The 19,320-nt window shown below is 44.8% G+C and carries 19 protein-coding genes; 8 read left to right on the top strand and 11 right to left on the bottom strand.

From position 1 onward, the window contains the following. Positions 1–8: 8 nt before the first annotated feature. Positions 9–1,142 carry a ribonuclease D gene (gene rnd / locus IY568_RS07245; RefSeq protein WP_194867190.1) on the top strand — a complete coding sequence of 378 codons (1,134 nt, stop codon included), beginning with the start codon at positions 9–11 and terminating at the stop codon, positions 1,140–1,142. Between the two features lie 47 nt (positions 1,143–1,189). On the opposite strand, the gene minE is transcribed toward rnd, so the two are convergent. Genes minE through minC form a run of 3 tightly spaced genes read right to left on the bottom strand, consistent with a single transcriptional unit; the run spans position 1,190 to position 2,971 of the window. Then, entirely contained in the window at positions 1,190–1,453 is a 264-nt protein-coding gene (gene minE / locus IY568_RS07250) for a cell division topological specificity factor MinE (RefSeq protein ID WP_010381216.1), read from the bottom strand. A gap of 1 nt (position 1,454) precedes the next feature. Continuing rightward, positions 1,455–2,264, bottom strand: coding sequence for a septum site-determining protein MinD (minD, locus tag IY568_RS07255; protein WP_125556972.1), 810 nt, complete (start codon positions 2,262–2,264; stop codon positions 1,455–1,457). Positions 2,265–2,269: 5 nt separating this feature from the next. Continuing rightward, positions 2,270–2,971: a septum site-determining protein MinC gene (gene minC / locus IY568_RS07260; protein ID WP_010381220.1), complete on the bottom strand. Its 702-nt coding sequence runs from the start codon at positions 2,969–2,971 to the stop codon at positions 2,270–2,272. A gap of 143 nt (positions 2,972–3,114) precedes the next feature. On the opposite strand from minC, the gene IY568_RS07265 reads away from it, so the two are divergent. Further along, complete coding sequence (locus tag IY568_RS07265) at positions 3,115–3,396, top strand: YcgL domain-containing protein (protein ID WP_125556970.1); 282 nt, start codon at positions 3,115–3,117, stop codon at positions 3,394–3,396. Next, on the top strand, positions 3,389–4,408 hold the full coding sequence (locus IY568_RS07270) for a lytic murein transglycosylase (protein WP_194867191.1): 1,020 nt from the start codon (positions 3,389–3,391) through the stop codon (positions 4,406–4,408). Before IY568_RS07265 ends, IY568_RS07270 begins: the two co-directional genes overlap by 8 nt. A 74-nt stretch (positions 4,409–4,482) precedes the next feature. Here IY568_RS07270 and cydB read toward each other — a convergent pair whose 3' ends face one another. From cydB to IY568_RS07290, 4 genes are all read right to left on the bottom strand, one after another. After that, entirely contained in the window at positions 4,483–5,481 is a 999-nt protein-coding gene (gene cydB / locus IY568_RS07275) for a cytochrome d ubiquinol oxidase subunit II (RefSeq protein ID WP_125556966.1), read from the bottom strand. Continuing rightward, the gene (locus tag IY568_RS07280; protein WP_194867192.1) at positions 5,474–6,817 is read right to left on the bottom strand and encodes a cytochrome ubiquinol oxidase subunit I; all 1,344 of its coding nucleotides are present in this window, start codon (positions 6,815–6,817) and stop codon (positions 5,474–5,476) included. The genes cydB and IY568_RS07280 overlap by 8 nt, the downstream gene beginning before the upstream one ends. 126 nt (positions 6,818–6,943) lie before the next feature. Continuing rightward, a complete protein-coding gene (locus IY568_RS07285) occupies positions 6,944–7,489 on the bottom strand; it encodes a GbsR/MarR family transcriptional regulator (RefSeq protein WP_046005214.1) in 546 nt (181 codons plus the stop codon). 170 nt (positions 7,490–7,659) lie between these two features. Next, positions 7,660–8,250, bottom strand: coding sequence for a carboxymuconolactone decarboxylase family protein (locus tag IY568_RS07290; RefSeq protein ID WP_125556962.1), 591 nt, complete (start codon positions 8,248–8,250; stop codon positions 7,660–7,662). A gap of 81 nt (positions 8,251–8,331) precedes the next feature. Between IY568_RS07290 and IY568_RS07295 the strand changes: the two genes are divergently transcribed. Beyond that, positions 8,332–8,913 (top strand): MarR family winged helix-turn-helix transcriptional regulator, encoded by a 582-nt coding sequence (locus IY568_RS07295; protein ID WP_228553174.1) that lies wholly within the window; start codon positions 8,332–8,334, stop codon positions 8,911–8,913. A 6-nt stretch (positions 8,914–8,919) separates the two neighbouring features. On the opposite strand, the gene IY568_RS07300 is transcribed toward IY568_RS07295, so the two are convergent. Both IY568_RS07300 and IY568_RS07305 read right to left on the bottom strand, forming a co-directional pair. Continuing rightward, positions 8,920–9,378, bottom strand: a complete 459-nt coding sequence (locus IY568_RS07300) for a nuclear transport factor 2 family protein (RefSeq protein WP_125556958.1) — start codon at positions 9,376–9,378, stop codon at positions 8,920–8,922. Between the two features lie 78 nt (positions 9,379–9,456). Beyond that, positions 9,457–9,672: a hypothetical protein gene (locus IY568_RS07305; protein ID WP_125556956.1), complete on the bottom strand. Its 216-nt coding sequence runs from the start codon at positions 9,670–9,672 to the stop codon at positions 9,457–9,459. A gap of 245 nt (positions 9,673–9,917) precedes the next feature. On the opposite strand from IY568_RS07305, the gene IY568_RS07310 reads away from it, so the two are divergent. Beyond that, positions 9,918–11,564 carry a sensor domain-containing diguanylate cyclase gene (locus IY568_RS07310; protein ID WP_194867193.1) on the top strand — a complete coding sequence of 549 codons (1,647 nt, stop codon included), beginning with the start codon at positions 9,918–9,920 and terminating at the stop codon, positions 11,562–11,564. Between the two features lie 273 nt (positions 11,565–11,837). Beyond that, positions 11,838–14,408, top strand: coding sequence for a putative bifunctional diguanylate cyclase/phosphodiesterase (locus IY568_RS07315; protein ID WP_138539512.1), 2,571 nt, complete (start codon positions 11,838–11,840; stop codon positions 14,406–14,408). Positions 14,409–14,448: 40 nt separating this feature from the next. On the opposite strand, the gene hemH is transcribed toward IY568_RS07315, so the two are convergent. Continuing rightward, positions 14,449–15,471, bottom strand: a complete 1,023-nt coding sequence (gene hemH / locus IY568_RS07320; protein WP_194867194.1) for a ferrochelatase — start codon at positions 15,469–15,471, stop codon at positions 14,449–14,451. A 219-nt stretch (positions 15,472–15,690) separates the two neighbouring features. Between hemH and IY568_RS07325 the strand changes: the two genes are divergently transcribed. Continuing rightward, positions 15,691–17,241, top strand: a complete 1,551-nt coding sequence (locus IY568_RS07325; protein ID WP_194867195.1) for a methyl-accepting chemotaxis protein — start codon at positions 15,691–15,693, stop codon at positions 17,239–17,241. On the opposite strand, the gene IY568_RS07330 is transcribed toward IY568_RS07325, so the two are convergent. After that, positions 17,238–18,572, bottom strand: coding sequence for an HD domain-containing phosphohydrolase (locus IY568_RS07330; RefSeq protein ID WP_194867196.1), 1,335 nt, complete (start codon positions 18,570–18,572; stop codon positions 17,238–17,240). The genes IY568_RS07325 and IY568_RS07330 overlap by 4 nt on opposite strands. 109 nt (positions 18,573–18,681) lie before the next feature. Between IY568_RS07330 and IY568_RS07335 the strand changes: the two genes are divergently transcribed. Continuing rightward, the gene (locus IY568_RS07335; RefSeq protein WP_125556946.1) at positions 18,682–19,224 is read left to right on the top strand and encodes a heme NO-binding domain-containing protein; all 543 of its coding nucleotides are present in this window, start codon (positions 18,682–18,684) and stop codon (positions 19,222–19,224) included. The last annotated feature ends 96 nt before the right edge of the window (positions 19,225–19,320 follow it).

Below are 19,320 nucleotides of genomic sequence, written 5' to 3' on the forward strand. Positions count from 1 at the left end.
GAGTAAATGTGCAGTATCAATTTATCCAACACCAAACTGAGCTTGATGCTTTTACAGCAAAGCTATCAAATAGCAAAGTGCTTGCGATAGACACAGAGTTTATGCGTCGCAGAACTTTGTATCCTGAAATCGCTTTGATACAAGTTTATAACGGGGAGCATCTTGCTCTGATAGATCCATTAAGTGAGCTCGACTTTTCAGGGTTATGGCATTTACTTCGTGATGAGCAGATCGTAAAAGTACTTCACTCTCCCTCTGAAGACATCGAGGTGTTCCAGAAATTTGCTGGGTTTGTACCTGCGCCTTTATTTGATACACAGTTTGCATTGCAGTTGCTCGGAGAGGGTAATTGTGTGGGATTTGCCAATATGGTGAAAGCGATGTTGGATGTTGAACTGGATAAGAGTATGTCCAGAACCGACTGGCTCAAACGTCCTTTACAGGCAAGCCAGCTAGAGTATGCTGCAGCGGATGTATTTTATCTGTTACCCTGCTATGAGAGCCTTTGTCAAAAGGTTGCAGAGAAAGGTCTGTCAGATATCGTGATATCCGAGTCCCAATTGATCGCTCAAAAGCGCGCTTTCAGAACACCGGATGATTATCTTTACCTGAGTGTGAAAAATGTCTGGCAACTCAAACCTCGTGATTTGGCTGTATTACGTGAGCTGGCGAGTTGGAGACAAAACAAGGCTGAGAAGAAAAATCTGGCACTTAATTTTGTATTGAAAGAACAAAACATGGTTGAAATAGCAAAACGTCGACCAGGTTCATTGAATAGCCTACGCAATGTTCCAGGAGTGGAACAAATGGAAGTAAATCGTTCTGGCAAAGAAATTCTAGCGTGCATTGAAGCTGGTAAAGCAGTAGCGGAGGCCGAGTTGCCAAAACGGGTTCAGAGATTGATTGATTACCCTGGTTACAAAGGGGCGGCAAAGGAAATTAAACAATCGATAGCGGAAGTGGCTAAACAGCAGGGGATCCCGCTGGATGTGTTTGCATCTAAAAAGCAAATTAATCAGGTAATAGGGTGGAACTGGAAACTAGATGATGCGCAGAGAAATAAATTTATGAAGCCAGATTTGTTTTTGGGCTGGCGTCATAGTCAGTTAAAAGACGCACTTTCTAAATGGCAGGTTGAATAGCTTTAAGATACAAAAGCGCCGCACATCGTGCGGCGTTTTTTTGGCTGTTACTTCTGTTCGTCATCCGGAAGCGTTACATTAAGTTCTAATACGGCCAAATCGTCTTCGTTTTGCTCAAACTGCACATTGACTGCATCGGAGTCAACTTTGACATACTTACGGATCACCTCGAGTATGTCCTGCTTTAACTGAGGCAGATAATCGGGGGTGCCACGCTTGGAGCGTTCATGGGCAACGATTATTTGTAGCCGCTCTTTAGCCAGCGAAGCGCTGGACTTTTTCTCGGATCGAAAATAATCAAGTAAAGACACATTAACCTCCAAAAATCCGCTTTAGCAGTCCTTTCTTTTCAACATTCAAAAATCTGAAGTCGATGATTTCACCTAACAAGCGATTAATCGCATCGCTATATGCCTGGCCTGCATCAGATTCTGTATCAAGGATCACAGGTTGTCCCGAGTTAGACGCATTTAACACAGCTTTGGATTCTGGGATCACGCCGAGTAAGTCTATTGCCAGGATTTCCTGAACATCTTCGACGGACAGCATGTCGCCGCTTTCTACACGCTCGGGATTATAACGCGTAAGCAGCAGATGTTCCTTCACGGGATCCAGACCATCTTCTGCGCGCTTTGATTTGCTTTGCAAAATTCCCAGAATACGGTCAGAGTCACGAACGGAAGAAACTTCCGGGTTGGTTGTTACGATTGCTTCGTCGGCAAAGTAGAGTGCCATCATTGCACCAGCTTCGATGCCAGCGGGTGAGTCGCAGATAATGAAATCAAAGTCTTCTGACATTTCTTTCAAAACACGTTCAACGCCTTCTTTTGTCAGCGCATCTTTATCGCGCGTTTGTGAGGCTGGTAAAATATAGAGTTTTTCAACGCGTTTATCTTTAATCAGTGCCTGATTAAGGTTTGCTTCACCATTAATGACGTTGACAAAATCATAAACGACACGGCGTTCGCAGCCCATGATGAGATCTAAGTTACGCAGGCCAATATCAAAGTCGATAATGGCTGTTTTGTATCCTTTAAGAGCAAGACCGGTGCCGATCGCTGCACTTGACGTGGTTTTACCTACACCACCTTTACCTGAAGTTACGACAATAATCTTTGCCATCTGAATTATCCTTTGACCAATGCTGTTAATTCTAATGATTCGTTATTTTGTGAAATCTGGCAGGCCTTGCCCCAGTGCTCACCCTGAAGAGAGTCACTGATCCAATAACTGCCGCCCACCGAAACAAGCTCTGCTTCAAGTTTCTGACAGTAGATACTCGCCTCATGATTTCCTTGCGCACCAGCGATAGCACGGCCTCTGAGCGTGCCATAGATGTGAATATTGCCATCGGCAATGACCTCTGCACCATGGCTGACTGCGCCTAGTACAATAAGGTCCCGGTCCTTCGCGTAAATTTGTTGCCCGGAGCGCACAGTGCCGTTAATGACCTGGGCTCCAAGATAAACTTCTTTTTCAACAATTTGTGTGTCTTGGCTATCTTGGGTAACAGGCTTAACATCTTTAGTATAGTTTAGTACAGACAAGCCAATTTCTTTGGCTTCGGCATTGTGTTGTTCTGTACCATTACAAATACCAACCGGGTTTAATGCTAACGCTGCAAGAATACGTTTTAAATCGCTGAGTACAATGCTCTGTTCCTGGACGTCAGCAAGATTGATTACGATAGGTGCTCCTTTAAAAAATTTTGGAGCCTGGGAAATTTTATCACTCAGTTGTTGTTTTACATTACCAAGGTCGGCATCGAAGAGGTGTAAAACTGAGAGAGTAAACAGGTTTCCCTTCAATTCAAAAGACTGTGTAGACATAAGCGCTCAATACCAGTGCGATCTCTGATTAATATTGTTCTGACCCCGTACTCTGTACGTTTGAGAGTCGCAAAACTTTCCAAATATTATATAGGTCATGGTATAGTGCTGCTCTCAGATTAGCAAGATTTTATAGGGTTATAATGCTAGCCGCAGTATATAAAAGTAGTAAAAAAGCCGATACCTATCTTTTTATTGAAAAACGAGACGATTTTAGCAAAGTCCCTGACCCTTTAATGGCTACTTTTGGTACGCCAATATTTGTAATCATTGTGGATTTAGCAAAACGCAAGAAACTCGGTACTGCTGATTTAAGTAACGTTAAGCAGAAATTAATCGATGATGGGTTTTATTTGCAGCTGCCGCCTCCACAAGAGAATCTTCTGGACGAATTAAAAAGACAAAACGGAGTAAAAAGTGACTAAAACACTATCCGCATTATTAGTATCTTTATGTCTGGCATCGCAAACTGTTAAAGCGGATGATCAGGCGCGTTTCGACAGTTATGTAGAAGTTTTAAAGGCTGAAGCGCTTGAGCGCGGTTATAAACCCGCTCTTATAGAAAAGGCGTTCAGCACAGTCAAATTCAAAAAGAAAGTCATCAAACAAGATAAGAACCAGCCTGAAATTGTTGAGACGCTGGAAACTTATCTGCCAAAACGTGTACCGGACTGGAAGGTTCAGCGTGCACGTAAGCTGTATAAAGAGAATAAAGAGCTGCTCGATCAGATCAGCAAAGACTTTGGCGTGCAGGGACGCTTTATCGTTGCACTGTGGGGACTTGAAAGTAGCTTTGGCCGGGTTCAGGGCGGCTATCCGGTGATTAGCTCACTGGTGACATTGGCATTTGATGGTCGCCGGGAAGCCCTCTATAAACGACAACTATGGGCTGCACTGGACATTCTTAAAGATGGCCATGTGAATGTCGACAATTTCAAAGGCTCCTGGGCTGGTGCAATGGGTCAATCCCAGTTTATGCCGACCTCCTTCAATTCTTATGCTGTTGATTACAACAAAGACGGCAAGAAAGATATCTGGACCAGCAAAGAAGATGCCCTGGCATCTATTGCTAATTATCTGAAGAGTGTTGGTTGGAATGACAGTCTGACCTGGGGCCGTCAGGTAAAGTTGCCGGAGGATTTCCCCAGCCAGTATGTCCTGAAGCGCGGTTCAAAAAATCACAAGCAGTGGCTTGAGTTTTGGCGAGATTCTGAACGCTCACTACAAGAGTGGCAAAGCCTGGGCGTCAGACGTGCTGATGGCACAGATTTGCCAAAAGTGAATATTAGTGCGGCTTTGGTGATGCCTGATGACATGAACGGCCGTATGTATCTGGCTTACAATAACTACAAAGCGCTGATGAACTGGAATCGCAGCTATTATTTTGCCACCAGTGTCGGGTATTTGTCTGACCGCATTGGCTATCCGAAAATTTAGTTTTCAACTAAACGAAGCAAATAAAAAAGGCAGCGTGCGGGCTGCCTTTTTGGTTGGGCTAATGCAAGTGAAAATCAGTAGTAGCTCAGGTCCTGTGTTTTTCCCCAGAAAACCCGATAAGAGAATAGTGTGTAACCGATGATTGCTGGTACCACCAGTACGACGCCGTATAGCATAAAGGTGAGTGCAGACGGGTCAGCAAGTGCCTCATATATGGTTAATGTGCCAGGGACGACAAAAGGGAAAAAGCTATAGATAAGACCAAAAAAGCACAGTAAAAATATCACCACTGTGATGGCAAAGGGCAACCAGCAACCTTGATCTGGGGTCTGTTTGAGCTTTACTAGCACTCTGTCTTGAAGCACAAAAAGTACCATGCAGATAAGGGGCAGTGGCAACAATAACAGGCTTATCTCGGTGCCAAACCAGCGCGTCTGAACGTACGTGTTTATAAGTGGGTTTACCACCGAGACCGCTAATACGCCCAACAAAGCAATGAGATTGCTCACCCGGCACCAACGGATAGCCGAGTTTTGTATCTCACCTTCGCATTTCATGATCAACCAGCCAGCGCCTATTAAGGTATAAGCTGCTATGACACCAACCCCGCTGAGTGCCGCAAACAGGTGGCTCGCCAGACTGTGTTCAAACGACATCACATACAGGCCCAGCATATACCCCTGTGAAAAAGCGGTGATCAGGCTGCCCAGTTTGAAGCAGCGATCCCAGGTTTCACGGTAGCGTGTTTTGGCCTTGGCACGAAAATCGAATGCAACGCCCCTTAGAATTAAACCCAGCAACATAAAAGCGATAGGCAGATACAGTGCCTGCAGTATGATTGAATGTGCGGTGGGGAAGGCAATGAGCGCAAGACCGACAGCCAGTACCAGCCAGGTTTCGTTGGCGTCCCAAAAAGGGCCAATAGAAGCAATCATAGTATCGGCAGCGGGTTTATTTTGGCCCGGCAACAATATACCAACCCCTAAGTCATAGCCGTCGAGCACAGCATACACTATGATCGCAAGTGCCATGAGTGAACTGTAAAGCAAAGCCAGGTATTCAGCACTAAACATATTGACCTCCCTGAATCGGTGTTGTCTGATACTCTTCAACTTCTATGGCATTACGCGCGGTATAAAATAGTGTTTTAATATACGCTGTGAGTAGTACAGCATAGACAGTAAGATAGCCTACTAATGTAAGCAGCACATGCTCTCCCGGGACACTGGTGACTAGTTCTTCAATTTTTATTAGCCCATTGACCATAAAAGGTTGGCGTCCAATTTCTGTGACATACCAGCCTGCCAAAGTAGCAATCCAGCCAGAGAAGGTCATGGCTACTAGTATTTTAAGTTGCCAATCTGGCAGCGTTGAATGCCGCCACAATGTGTAGCGTGTCACTGCCGCCGCCAGGATCATGAGTAAACCCATCCCCACCATTATTCGGAACCCAAAAAAGACAGGTTTAACCGGAGGGTGCTCACCTTTAAACTCGTTCAGACCTTTGATCTCACCGTCCAGCTTATGAGTCAGGATCAAACTGGCCAAGTTAGGAATAGCGACCTCAAAATGATTCGTTCGGGTACTTTCATCAGGAATTGCGAATAGCAACAGGGGGGCACCTTGCTCAGTCTCCCAGACCCCCTCCATTGCGGCTACTTTTTGCGGCTGATGCTCAAATGTGTTCAGGCCGTGCAGGTCTCCGACAAACATCTGTAGCGGTGCCAGCAGTGCAGCAACACTTAGCGCTACCTTCAATGTCAATTTGGGGGCATGCTTGTGGTCGTTTTTTAATAGCCGATAGGCGCTAATTCCTGCTACCAGAAAGGATGCTGTGAGTCCGCTGGCCAGGAGCATATGAGCAAAGCGATAACCAAATGAGGGGTTGAAGATTATCTCAAACCAGTTGTCAGGATAGAACACGCCATCGACTAGTGTGTAACCGGTGGGGGTTTGTAACCAGCTGTTTAAAGAGAGTATCCAGAATGCCGACAGGGTAGTGCCTACCGCTACAATGAGAGTAGAAAAGGTATGCAGACGCGGGCTAACACGTTTCATACCAAATAGCATAATGCCGAGAAAAGTTGCTTCCATAAAAAAGGCTGTGAGCACTTCATAGCCGAGCAACGGACCGGCTATGTTACCTATGCGTTCCATAAATCCGGGCCAATTAGTGCCAAACTGAAAAGACATAGTAATGCCGCTCACCACACCCAGCGCGAAAGTGAGTGCAAAAATTTTAACCCAAAATCGATATGCTCTCAGCCATACCTGCTCGCCAGTTTGGTCGAAACGGAATTTAAAGAAAACCAGGAACCAGGCCAAAGCAATGGTTATGGTTGGAAATAGAATATGAAAGCTAATATTTGCCGCAAATTGAATACGCGACAACAGTAGGGTATCAAGCATGACGCACCTCGCATATTATATCAGCACAAGCTTTGCCTGGGTTGGGTAAAGCAATCTGGCTGACACGACTGTGATGCGCGGGCACGAGCCGCGCATTGTAAAGAAATCCTTTTCAAAGCCACTCAGTCAGGATTTTCTGAGCAGCTTATCCTTCAAATCAATTACTTTGCTAACAGATGAACCCAATTTCATTAAGGATTGCAGTTGTTCAGGCGTAAGCCTTTGTAATTCCGCCGACCATTTTGTCACTGTCTCTAGTAGATCATGGATAGACTGCATTTGCTCTTGCGCGTATTTTTCTTCTGGTGAATTTGCGCTGTCCAGAATCTGGTCACGTAACAGGGTCAGGGTCGGGTCAATTTCGCGTTTGCGGCGTTCTTCAAACACCCGGTTAGCCAGGTCCCAAATGCTGCCATTAGGGGAGTAATACTCTTTTCTGTCTCCAGGGATATGATGGACTTTAACCAGTTGCCATGATTGCAGCTCCTTGATACCCATACTGACATTACCACGGGAAATCTTAAGCGCTTCTGCAATTTCATTAGCAGTCAGGGGCTTTTCGTTGATAACCAATAAGCCAACCATCTGGCCTATGGTACGGTTGAAGCCCCAGCGGCTTCCCATCTCTCCGCAGTGGAGAACGAAGTTTTCGATTTTAGGTGATAGCTGCATTTTTAAAGTTTCAGTAATTATTGAAACTTTAATATATAGTGCGTTTTGATTTGGATCAACCCAAATATTCAACTAATTTAATTGCGGTTCAGGCAGGCAAAAATGGGAAGCAGACAAGCACTGCTTTCCCATCGGTTGAAGGATGTTCGTTTTAATCCGAGACTGGATGGTTATTTGGTGTGTTTGCCTGTTTCCCAGCGCTCATTAAGCAGTGTTTCCCCTGCATCAATGGCGCCTGCTTCCAGTGTAGTCGCCATAGAGTCATTCCAACGATTGAGGTAACCAAATAAAGCGATAACACCCAATATTTCGACGATTTCACCATCATCCCAATGTGCCTGCATTGCGGCTTCTATTTCGTCATCGACGGCATTTGGTACACTGGAGGCTGCTAGTGCAAACTCAAAAGCGGCCTTTTCAGCGTCATTAAACGCGTCACTCTCCCTGAACTGCCAAATCTGAGCCAGTCTTTCATCGCTGCCGCCGTAGCGTTGCGCCGCTAAGATAGTATGGGCTTCGCAGTAGCGGCATCCAGTATTGGCACTGGTGATATAGCCAACCAATCTTTTTAACTCCGAAGTAACCCGACCATGGTTTTCCATGACTGCTTTATTCAGATTAATGAATGCACGCGCAATTGCCGGGCGGATTTGCATGGTTAACACGCTGTTAGGACAAAAGCCAAGCGTTTCGTTGAAAAACTTGGCTAATTCTGCCACTTCCTGATCATGCTCTTGAGACAAAGGCTTAACTAAAGGCATACTGGTTTCCTGTAAATGTTCATTGTGTTGCATATGCAACAACTATATGTGTAGAGGTACAAATTGTCCAGTGACAATGATATGAAAAATGCCATTGCTAACAGAAAGCGCGCGTTGGCAGTAACAAATCCACATAAGGAAGCACTTGATTTGGCTGAGCATGTGCCATTTCAGGTCGCGGTAGTCAGTAACCTGTTATCACTCGATAGGGACCCGGTGATCCGCTCTTTGACTGAGCTCAATACCCGCGAATTGCGAGTATTGTTGAACGTTGGGTCCTATGGACCCATTACAGCTGCGGAAGTGAGCTATCAGTCCCGACTGGACCCCTACTCAGTAACGCGTGCTGTTAATGCCTTGCTAAAACTTGAATTGGTGCATGCAATGGAATTAACTGGCAAGAGTAAACCTGTAGTATTGACAGAGGCGGGTGAAAAAATCTATCGAGAAGTCACCGTTCATGTGCAAAAAAGAGAAGCAATGCTTACCGAGCATATGTCCGATGATGAAAAGGCACAATTAAGTGCCTTATTGATGAAGTTAGAATTAACCGCGGAAGAAATACTTGCCAATGAAGTCACCGAAATGGAAGCTCAGGGACAAGCAGTGACACGTGATCATAAGGAAATGCAGCGCTGGTATAAACGCAGCAGGCAGAGCTAGTTTTTACTATAAGGCATCCATACGATCGATTTCGACTCTTCGACTGCTAAAGCGACATTGGTTTGTGTCGTAATCAAAGATATCTAAGTAACGGCCGCTGATGATCTTTGTCGTCGTCGGCTGCGCATTATTTTTCAGCAGTAAAATAAAGTGAGATTCGCCGGCAAGAACGTCGTTTTGGCGGAACTGACGAGAGGAAGTCATCATATGAACGGTTTGTGTGTTACTGCGCGCTTTATTGAAACGGTCGACAATCTCGGTCTTGTTATGGAGTGAAATATTGAGTTTCTCGACGTTAAAGCGTGCATTATCTGTGAATAGTGCAGCATATTGATCCTCGTTTCCTTTATCGCGTACTTCCGGGTAGCTATAAACGAGATCCTGGCAGGTTTTTACGTGGGTGGGTTGCTCGTAAGAGGTACATCCACCCAGTAAAAAAAGTAGTAGTAGTGAGCGACGATACATGTGCAAGGTCCTGTTATAAAATTGTTTCTGGATGATTACACAGTTTTATTCAGACGCCAAGCGTTGGGGAAAAGAGGGTTAAGGCTTTTTGTGAGCAGTTTTGCCTGTATTTTTTAATGCTTCGCGTGCTGCAATCATGCGATACCCAAGTGCGCAAGCTATGTAGGCAAGCACCAAGGCACTGCCGGTAAGCAGGGTGTCTTTATCCTGAACAAACATCCACAGCATAGCTAACGCAATACTTGCGAAAGTAAAGTGTGTGACGAGTGGGTTCATTCGGGTTTTCTTTTTCATTACGGTAAAACTGAGTTGGTCAAATATCGAACATATTATAAGGCACAGCGTTTAAACATGATAGTAATTTACGTAATTTATTTTTCTGTGTAGTTAAAAAGTGCTTATTGGTTGTGCATTTCTCATCCTTTGAGTGAACTATGCTTATGTCCCCCGTGTGTCCGTTGCGATTTAAAGCATGTGTAAGCGGTTTAGGCACAGAGAGTTTGACCCAGAATAAGTTCTTTCTCCCACAGTATTTTACAATGACATCAGTAGCCATGTTCGTGCTGATGTTGGAGGGAATAGTGAAAATCATCCGTCGCTGGAAGTTGGATCTTAAGCAGCTCATATTAATACTGGTCAGTGCCGGTATCGTGTTAGCTGTGTATAGTGCATTAATGGCTAGCTATCGTGTACACGAACGAGCATTTATTAAAGACACGCTTGCTGCGAATCAGGCATACGCAAAAAAGCTTGCCACTGTTACTGAGCTATTTTTGCAATCGCTTAATAGCCAGTTACGTGTCAGTGCCGGTCACATTGCTAATCATTTTGACGATAGTCATGCTATCGATGTCGAATTGGCGCGCTTGCTTACCCAAACGAACAGTTTTGATTCTCTGGTTGTCATTAATGCGCAGCGCAAGATCATCTCGGCTCAGCCATCCAGCCTCGCGCTCAAAGGCCTAACATTAGATCCATCATTATCCTTGCCGATAGAGCTACAGCAACCCCACATTCTTGATCCATTTGTCTCGCCTGCCGGTAACTTGTTGGTGAGTCCGACATTTCCGATTTTTACACCAGACGGTACTTATCTCGGTTTTATTGCCGGTGGGATCTATCTGCAAGGCGATACCATTTTAAATCAATTATTGGGTACTCATCATGCTTCTGAGCATTCCTATGTTTATGTTGTAGATAAAAGTAAACGGCTGATCTATCACAAAGATAATACTCGAGTGGGCGAACATATTCCGGGTAATGACGCGATTAACGCTGTATTGAGTGGTCAATCTGGAGCTGTTGAGGTACTCAATAGTCAAGGTGTGGACATGCTCGCGGGGTTTGCACCAGTATCCACCACGGGGTGGGGCATAATTAGCCAACGTGCCCTAACTAGTATCATCGCTGAGTTAGATTTGACACATACTAACGTATTGTATTCCACGTTGCCGTTTGCACTGGCTATATTTGTAGCGACTTTGTGCGCCGGGTTTCTTATTGCCAGGCCTTTGGCGCAGCTAGCTCAAAATGTTAGTTCACTGAGTCCCGGAAATCTACGTTGTATCGATGAAACGCCGGCCTGGTATTTTGAGGCAGAAAACCTAAAGTCAGCGATCCTGAACAGCTCTGAGCTACTGGGTCAGGAGATCAGGGAATTGGAAGAAGACAGAAAAATGGACCCGCTCACTAAACTCAATAACCGGCTGGCAATGCAATTATGGTTGGATAATGTCAAAAACATGCATTATCAGTTCTCAGTTATGGCACTGGATGTGGATCATTTTAAGTCTATCAATGATGAGTTTGGTCATGCTGTTGGAGACGAGGTGTTGTGTGCTTTGGCGAGTGTGATGAAAAAGAACGCGCACAGTCATGATTTTGTGTGTCGTAGTGGGGGGGAAGAGTTTCTGATTTTTATGCCATTTGTGGATGCAAACCGCGCATTTAGCATAGCAGAGCGGTTACGTATTGCGATAAGCGAACACGCCATGCCTTTGTCCAGGCCTGTGACGGTGTCGATTGGCATTGCCTGCTGGCCAGCGCACAGTAAAAGCATAGATGAAACACTTAAAATGGCAGACAAGGCACTTTATCAGGCGAAAAACAAAGGCCGAAATCAAACTTGTCAGGCTAAGCTCTCTACACATGCCGCGAATCATGATGTGGCGCGTCACGCTGTTTAGCGCTTAATTTTTGTAAACATTATTCGGTTTTACTAAGGAGTGTTTGAACCTGATCCCGCGTTGTGGTATGAATAATATCATACAGCTGGTCAGACTAGGTTTACTACTTATCCTTATTTGACTTTGTAGAGCACAGGGATTGACGATGCTAAGAAATAAGTTCGATTTATTGATCTGTATCGAGAACAAGTCTTGCTTTTAATTCTATCATTGCAATTTGTTAAAATACCTGTTGATATTGAAAACAATAAAATATAAGAACTTAGCCGAACAATGACTTTTTCATTTAGTACATTTTACAATTTGTGTAGTAGTGAGGCGCGCTATGAATTGGCGCTCGATTTGATCTACGAGAAGTTCAAGCCGGCTCATTGTTTGATTGGCAAATTCATTGATGCCGATACTCGGGTTAAAACGGTTGCCTATTCTGTTGATGGTAATCGCTCAAACGATATTATCTACGACCTCGAAGGAACGCCCTGTAACGACGCCAAAACCAGTCAGGGGGTCTGTTCTATTAGTTGCAACCTGCAACAAATGTACGCAGAAGACGAAATCCTAAAGATCTTTAATATTGATGGATACCTCGGCGTGACATTGCGAGCACTGGATCATAAACCGATTGGTATAATGGTTTGCTTGTTCGATGAAAAGGTGACCGTCAGTGACGAAGATAAGCATTGGTTCCGAGAGCTCAGTTTGCTTGTTGGGGCTGAGTTAAATCACAACCTTGAAATTGCGGCGCAGCAAATCCTCGTTAAACAACTGGCAAAGGGAGAGCGTATCGCTAAGCTAAGCTCCTGGAGCTGGAATATTAGCCGCGATAAGCACATATTCAGCCATGAAATGCGTCGCCTTTTGCAGCATCGTGAAGAAACATTGACTCTTGATGACTTTACGAATTGCTTAACAGAAGCTGATCAAAAGCGGCTGAGGGTCATTATACAGAAGCTCAGGACGGGCCATCTTGATTACATTGACGTTAATGTGGCGCACAAAAAGCGTACTAATTTGCGTGGCCTGTATCGCATTATAGGTCGTGTCGAGCAGTGTGAAGAGCAACGTGACGAGCGTGTTTTTAGCGCAACGGTTCAGGATGTTTCCTATATTTATTCATTGAATAAGCAGCTTGAGCTAACCAATGTTGTATTTGAACACGCCACTGAAGCCATCATGATCACCGATGGTGAAAATAAAATCATAATGGTAAACCGTGCTTTTGAGCGTCTAACTGGATATACCGGTCATGAGTTGATGGGGCGTGATCCTTCTGTGCTGTCCTCGGGGCAACATGGTGATGACTTTTATCATCAAATGTGGAATAGCCTGATGAGTGCAGGCTGCTGGAAAGGCGAGATATTTAACCGCCGAAAGAACGGCCAGATCTTTCCTGAAGAGTTGACGCTTAGCCTGGTAAAGGATGAGCAAGGTGACATTGTCAATTATGTTGCGATTTTCCGGGATATCACCGAGTGGAAGCGCAACGAAGCACAGCTCATGTTCTACGCGAATCACGAGCCTTTGACTGCGTTACTTAATCGCCGCTGCTTTATTGATATCGTTGAAGAAAAAATTTCCGCAAGTCGTAGCCTGCACACACCCTGTTCTTTGTTGTTTATCGGCCTGGATCATTTTAAGGAAGTGAATGATATTTATGGTCCGGAAATTGGCGATAAAGTGCTGGTTTCGGTAGCAAAAAGATTGCGGAATGGGATTAGGGAAAATGACACGATTTCTCGCTATGGCGGAGATGAGTTTGCAATTTTGCTTGATAATACCGACGTTAAAAGTGCATTACAGGTTGCCAAAAAGCTTAGCGACAAAATAAAGCAGCCCTATGTATTTAATGACTTGACGGTAGAGCTTAGTGCGAGCACAGGGATAGCGCAGTTGGAAAACCGCGGTCGGATCACGGCTGCTAAGTTTATTCGCAATGCAGCGCATGCGCTTGAAAGCGCCAAGAAAACACATCGCGGGCACGTGGCACTTCACAATGCCGCAATTCAAAACGCCTATCTGAATAAAATTAAACTCAAAGACAAACTGAAAGCAGCGCTTAAAGCCAACTTGCTGACGGTTTACTACCAACCCATCGTTGATGTGCAGCGCGGTAAAATTGTTAAATTTGAAGCGCTTGTCAGATGGTTCGATGACGAGCAGGGCATGGTCTCGCCGGGCACCTTTATTCCGATTGCTGAAGAATTCGGTTTGATACACCTGATAGGGCAGTTTGTTCTTGAACAAGCTTGTCAAGATTTGAAAGTGTTACATTCGCAAGGCTATGACGAAGTTAGCATTTCGATTAACCGCTCTGTCAATGAGTTCAAAACCAGTAATGATCAGTTTAAGCTGGTGACAGAAGCGATTGAAAAAGCGCAAGTACCCTACGATAAAGTGACGCTGGAAGTCACTGAGTCTATGGCGACGAATCGTTATACCTGGGAACTGTTATCGAAACTGAGAGCGCAAGGCGTCAAAATTGCGTTAGATGATTTTTGTACAGGCTACTCTTCGCTGAGCCATTTGGTAGAAAATCAGGTTGATTATCTAAAAATTGACAAGTCTTTTGTCGACAGTCTAATGGCAGATAGAAACAAAAAGGTGATGATCAGTTGTTTGCTGAATTTAGCTCAGGAGTTAGGCATCAAAGTTATTGCGGAGGGTGTTGAATCTCAGAGCCAGCTTTCGATGCTGGAACAGTTAGGGTGTAACCATATCCAGGGCTTTTATTACAGCCCGGCGCAGCCACTATCTGCTTGTTTACGTCTGCTACAGGAGTTCAATTCAGGTCAGGTATTCAATGACGAGCTTATTTATATAAGCAAATCATCACAACAACACTGAAAATAGGGGGCCAAATCGGCCCCTTATTTTATATATCGCTCTATCTGATATAAGGTTTCAGGATGTCGAATAAAGCCGCTAAGTGATCGTCTCTGTCATTCAGCGCTGGTATATAGTGGTACGTTTCACCACCCGCTTCGATGAAGTACTCGCGGTTTTCTTCTTCAAGCTCTTCTAGTGTTTCCAGACAGTCCGCACTAAATGCTGGGCTGAGAATAGCAATTTCCTTTACCCCCTGAGAAGCCAGCTCTTTTAGCGTGACATCCGTATAGGGTTGTAACCATTCTTCCCGGCCAAATCGGCTTTGGAAAGTCGTCATGACGATGTCTTTGTCTAATTTAAGCTGCTCACACACAAGCCGTGTGGTTTGTTGACAGAAGCAATGGTAAGGGTCGCCGTTATCGAGGAATCGTTTCGGTGTGCCATGATAAGAAAAAAGTAGCTTTTCTGGCAGGCCATGTTTGTCTATGTGCTCTTGAACTGAGTTGGCAAGGGCTGTGATATAGCTTGGTTGCTTATGATAGCCATTAATAAAGCTGAGGCTCGGCACCCAGCGCCAGGTTTTCAGTACGTTTGCAACCGCGTCGAACGTTGAGCCTGTTGTAGCGCTTGAATATTGTGGGTAAAGAGGGAAGACAACGATGTTAGTGATCCCTTTTGAGCGAAGTGCTTCAAGGCCGCTTTGGATAGACGGGTTACCATAGCGCATTGCCATGACCACCTCGACATTGTCGTAGTTTTGTTCTTTTAGTAATGCACTCAGTTTATTACACTGGTCTTGTGTAATTTGTACCAGCGGAGATCCCTGATCTGTCCAGATACTTGCATAGGCTTTGGCCGATCTGCTTGGTCTGACTCGTAAGATGACGCCGTGCAGTATTAACCACCAAAGTGCTCTGGGCAGCTCTACGATACGAGGATCAGATAAAAACTCACGAAGATAATTTCTTAGTGCAGGTGCATTCGGGGCATCCGGGCTACCCAAATTGGTTACCAGAACGCCGATTTTTTCATTAAATCTGTTCTCGTGTGGATTATCAGTAATGGCAGAAAGCTTTGGCACTCACGGCTCCTTTGGTGTGTTCTGTTAGCCTTGCTATTCTACATAAAAGGCTAGAGTGAAAAAACGATTTTTGGTTGTACGTACTTGGCGTTGAGTTAGATCTCGTTATTTTGTCTTAAAAAAATGGCAAAATACAGATTTGTTATTGCAAAAACAGCGCATTAGTCGTATTTTCTCGCTTCGCAGAAGCAATTGATAGCATAGAATTCGAGTTTAAACATGCGATTAAATCACCCCGTCACCAATCAGGAAAAACGCTTTTCCGCTGACACCCGACTAATTTCAGTGACCGATCTGAAAGGCACAATACTTGACTGTAATGAACATTTTGTTGAAGTCAGTGGGTATGCCAAAGATGAATTAATTGGCCAGCCACATAATTTGGTTCGCCACCCGGATATGCCCGAAATCGCATTTAAGACTATGTGGGATCAATTAAAAGCGGGTAAACCCTGGATGGGACTCGTTAAGAACCGTTGCAAGAATGGTGACCATTACTGGGTAAATGCGTATGTCACGCCAATGACGGAAGGCGGAAAAATCATCGGCTACGAATCTGTCCGTAGCTGTCCGGACCGTGAATCTGTGACTAGAGCCGAAGCGCTTTACAAACGGGTTAAATCAGGTCAACGTGATCAAGTGAAACTACCCAAGCTACGTGCAATCTGGCCTTCACTGGCAGTGCTCACGGCACTCTTTTTATATCTATCAGTGAATGAAATGCTTGGATTCGGGTGGCTGATTGCCAACACACTGGCGTTGTTTGCTTATAACACTTACCGCGATAACGAACAGCTGGGCAGGATTGATAAAGTGATGTCGCACAGTTTCTGTGATGATATTGCTACTCAGGTTTACTCCCCATGGAGTGGCAAGATGGCTCAACTACACGTTAAATTGCTAAGTGAGCGTGCGCACTTGGATACTATTATTACGCGTATTGAATTCGCTGCAAAGGGTGTCGCTGGTGGTGCGAAAGAGAGTAATAGTAAAAGTATCGAAACCTCTCAATGCCTGACAAAACAGCAACTCGAAACTGAGCTGGTTGCCACTGCGATGAATGAAATGGCAACCACCATCAATGAAGTCTCGCATAGTGTCCAGGCCAGTTCAGAAGATGCTAAAGGGGTACTCGTATTGGCCCAGGAAAGTGCACGCAGCTCGGAAGAAACGCGCGCTTCAATAGAAAGTTTGGGTGCAACCGTTGTTGATATTAAGGATTCAGTGTTAGGTGTGGCAAAACAAACATCTAAAATTGCAGAGGCGGCACAGATCATTGAGCAAATTGCTGAGCAAACTAATTTGTTGGCTCTGAATGCTGCAATCGAGGCGGCAAGAGCCGGGGAGCAAGGTAGAGGCTTTGCTGTAGTTGCAGATGAAGTGCGTCATTTAGCACAACGCACGCAGGAGTCGACTAAAGAAATCCATGCGATCATCGAACAGTTGACGCAAAGCACACAAAACGCCGAATTCATTGCAAAGCGAGGAGAAGATGAATCTCGTCAGGGCATTGAGCAGCTTTCACACTCTTCTCAAAAATTAGAAGGGATTTATCAACTGATAGAGAAAATCAGCGCGAGTAGCATGCAAATTGCCACGGCTGTGGAAGAGCAAGCAACGGTCTCTGAGGATATTAATCAGCAGGTGGTGAGCATTGCAACACTCGCCAACACAAGCGTAAATAGCTCAAATGAAATGCATGTGATCAGTGAAGAATTGACCACAGTGGCAAATGATATGTATGAACTCGTTGTCAGATTTAAACGCTAAGTTTTAATCAGTATTCTAAACGGGGTGGGTTTTTGTGATTCGAGCTGTTGCAGTTTCGCAACCGTTGCAGCGGTAAAAACATGCCCCTTGGGTAACAGCATTATGCCTTTATGACTATGAATGGCCAGGCCCAGTTCCATGCCTGGCTTGAGTTTTTGTGCATCAAGGATATTCATTGACCCCACTTGCTCTGAGCCTGTTCCGTCAGCTTGAACAGATTGCTCTAATGCAGCCACTACCTTAGGGTGATAAAAGGATCCACTGTACATTTTTATCATTTCCAATGCATGAGCGCGCTGTTCTTTTTCTGGGTTATTGGTTTTTAGCAGGTGTTCTACGTAATCTCTGACTGCCGCAAGAATGTGCGCGCCTATGGGGATTTCTTTGCCTTTCAAGCCTTTAGGGATACCTTGCCCGTTGTACTTTTCATACTGATGGTAGATAGCTTCGCCAACATCACTCAAATGCTGTGCCGGCATGAGCATCAGCTGTGCGGTCGCTGGGTGCGTGAAAAATAATTTTCGTTGCTGGGGGCTTAACTGTTCGACAGGTCGATTATAAAGGGCGGGATCCATTGCCAACAGCCCTACTTGCGCCAAGTAACCAGCCATCTTGGTTAGTTGTATGACTTTTTCACTGAGCCCAAGTTTATGTGCAACAAGGCCACAAAGATGAGCAATGTGCTTTGCCAGATCAGCATTGATATAGGGGTTAGCATTAATAAAATTGTACAGAAGTTCTACGGTTGCTTTATGCTCATCTTGTTCTCGTTTGTTAGCCGTTTCAAGTTGACGAAGTACTGTTCTGATCTGAGCAGTACGCTTTTCTACTAACTCTTCGAGATTACCATTGAGCACTTTCAGTTGTTCGTTTTGTTTCCTAACCTCTTCTTGAAGTGCCAGGTTGTATTGTTTAAGGCGATATTTTTCGGCAGCATCTTTAATAACGTGGATAAGGGCCTCATTCTGCCAGGGCTTTTGAAGAAAGTTATGGATCCCGCCTTCATTTATGGCTGCGATCGTTGAATCCATATCCGCGTAGCCAGAAAGTAAGATGCGTTGTGACTCGGGTGATACTTGCCTCGCTTTGGTCAGGAATTCAACCCCATCCATTTCTGGCATTCTCATGTCTGAGATGATCACTTCAAAATCATTTTCATCAAGTGCCTTGAGTGCAAGCTCTCCACATTCATATATGGCGACCTGCATGCCAGCCATACCCAGCGTTCTTCTGAGTACTTTAAGCACGCCCGGCTCATCATCCAGGCACAATACTCGAATAGGCCCGGAGGGAGGCGTAGCAATTTCAGGTTCTTGGCTGTGTTCCATCATAAATCAATGACGTAAAGCAATAGGTAATATAAAAATTAGTCTAAACTTTGTTTTATAACAATTACTGTAGCGAGTTTGGTGCTAATTTATGTGGTGTAAGGAGTGAACAATGAAAGGCATAATATTCCGTAGTTTAGAAGAACTAGTTATCGAAAACTTAGGTATGAGCGCATGGAATGCACTATTGGATGAGCATAGCCCGGAACATCGCAGTTATGTATCTGCTGTCTCTTATCCGGACGAAGAACTGTATGCGCTGGCAAATGGTGTTGCTGAAAAAATGGCTTTACCTTTGCCTGACGTATTAAGCGTATTTGGTCGATTTTTGTTTGGCTCATTGGCTGCCAAGCATACTACTGTGCTTGCAGAGCTGGATACATTCGAAAAGTTGATTATGGCAATAGACAGCGTGATCCATGTTGAGGTGGCCAAATTATATGATGAGCCGAATCTGCCAAAGATTGAAGCTACGATTGTCAATGATACGGAGATATTAGTAGATTACCAATCACCCCGAAAGCTAGGGTTCTGTGCCGAAGGGCTTATCTATGGTGCGGCCGATTACTTTAATAAGCAAATAGAAATATCGCATAGTCGATCTATAACGCAAAGTGGTGAACACACCCAGTTTATGGTGAAAATTTTGGCGTGAGTGCCGAAAGTATGATGCGATTTATGGGTTAGGTCTGTCTTTTCCGGCAGCAGGGCTGATGCTGTTGGTTCCCAAGGTTGAGTGCAAGAGGTGACT

It is taken from the genome of Pseudoalteromonas sp. PPB1, from assembly GCF_015356275.1.
In the GTDB taxonomy this organism is placed as follows: domain Bacteria; phylum Pseudomonadota; class Gammaproteobacteria; order Enterobacterales; family Alteromonadaceae; genus Pseudoalteromonas; species Pseudoalteromonas rubra_D.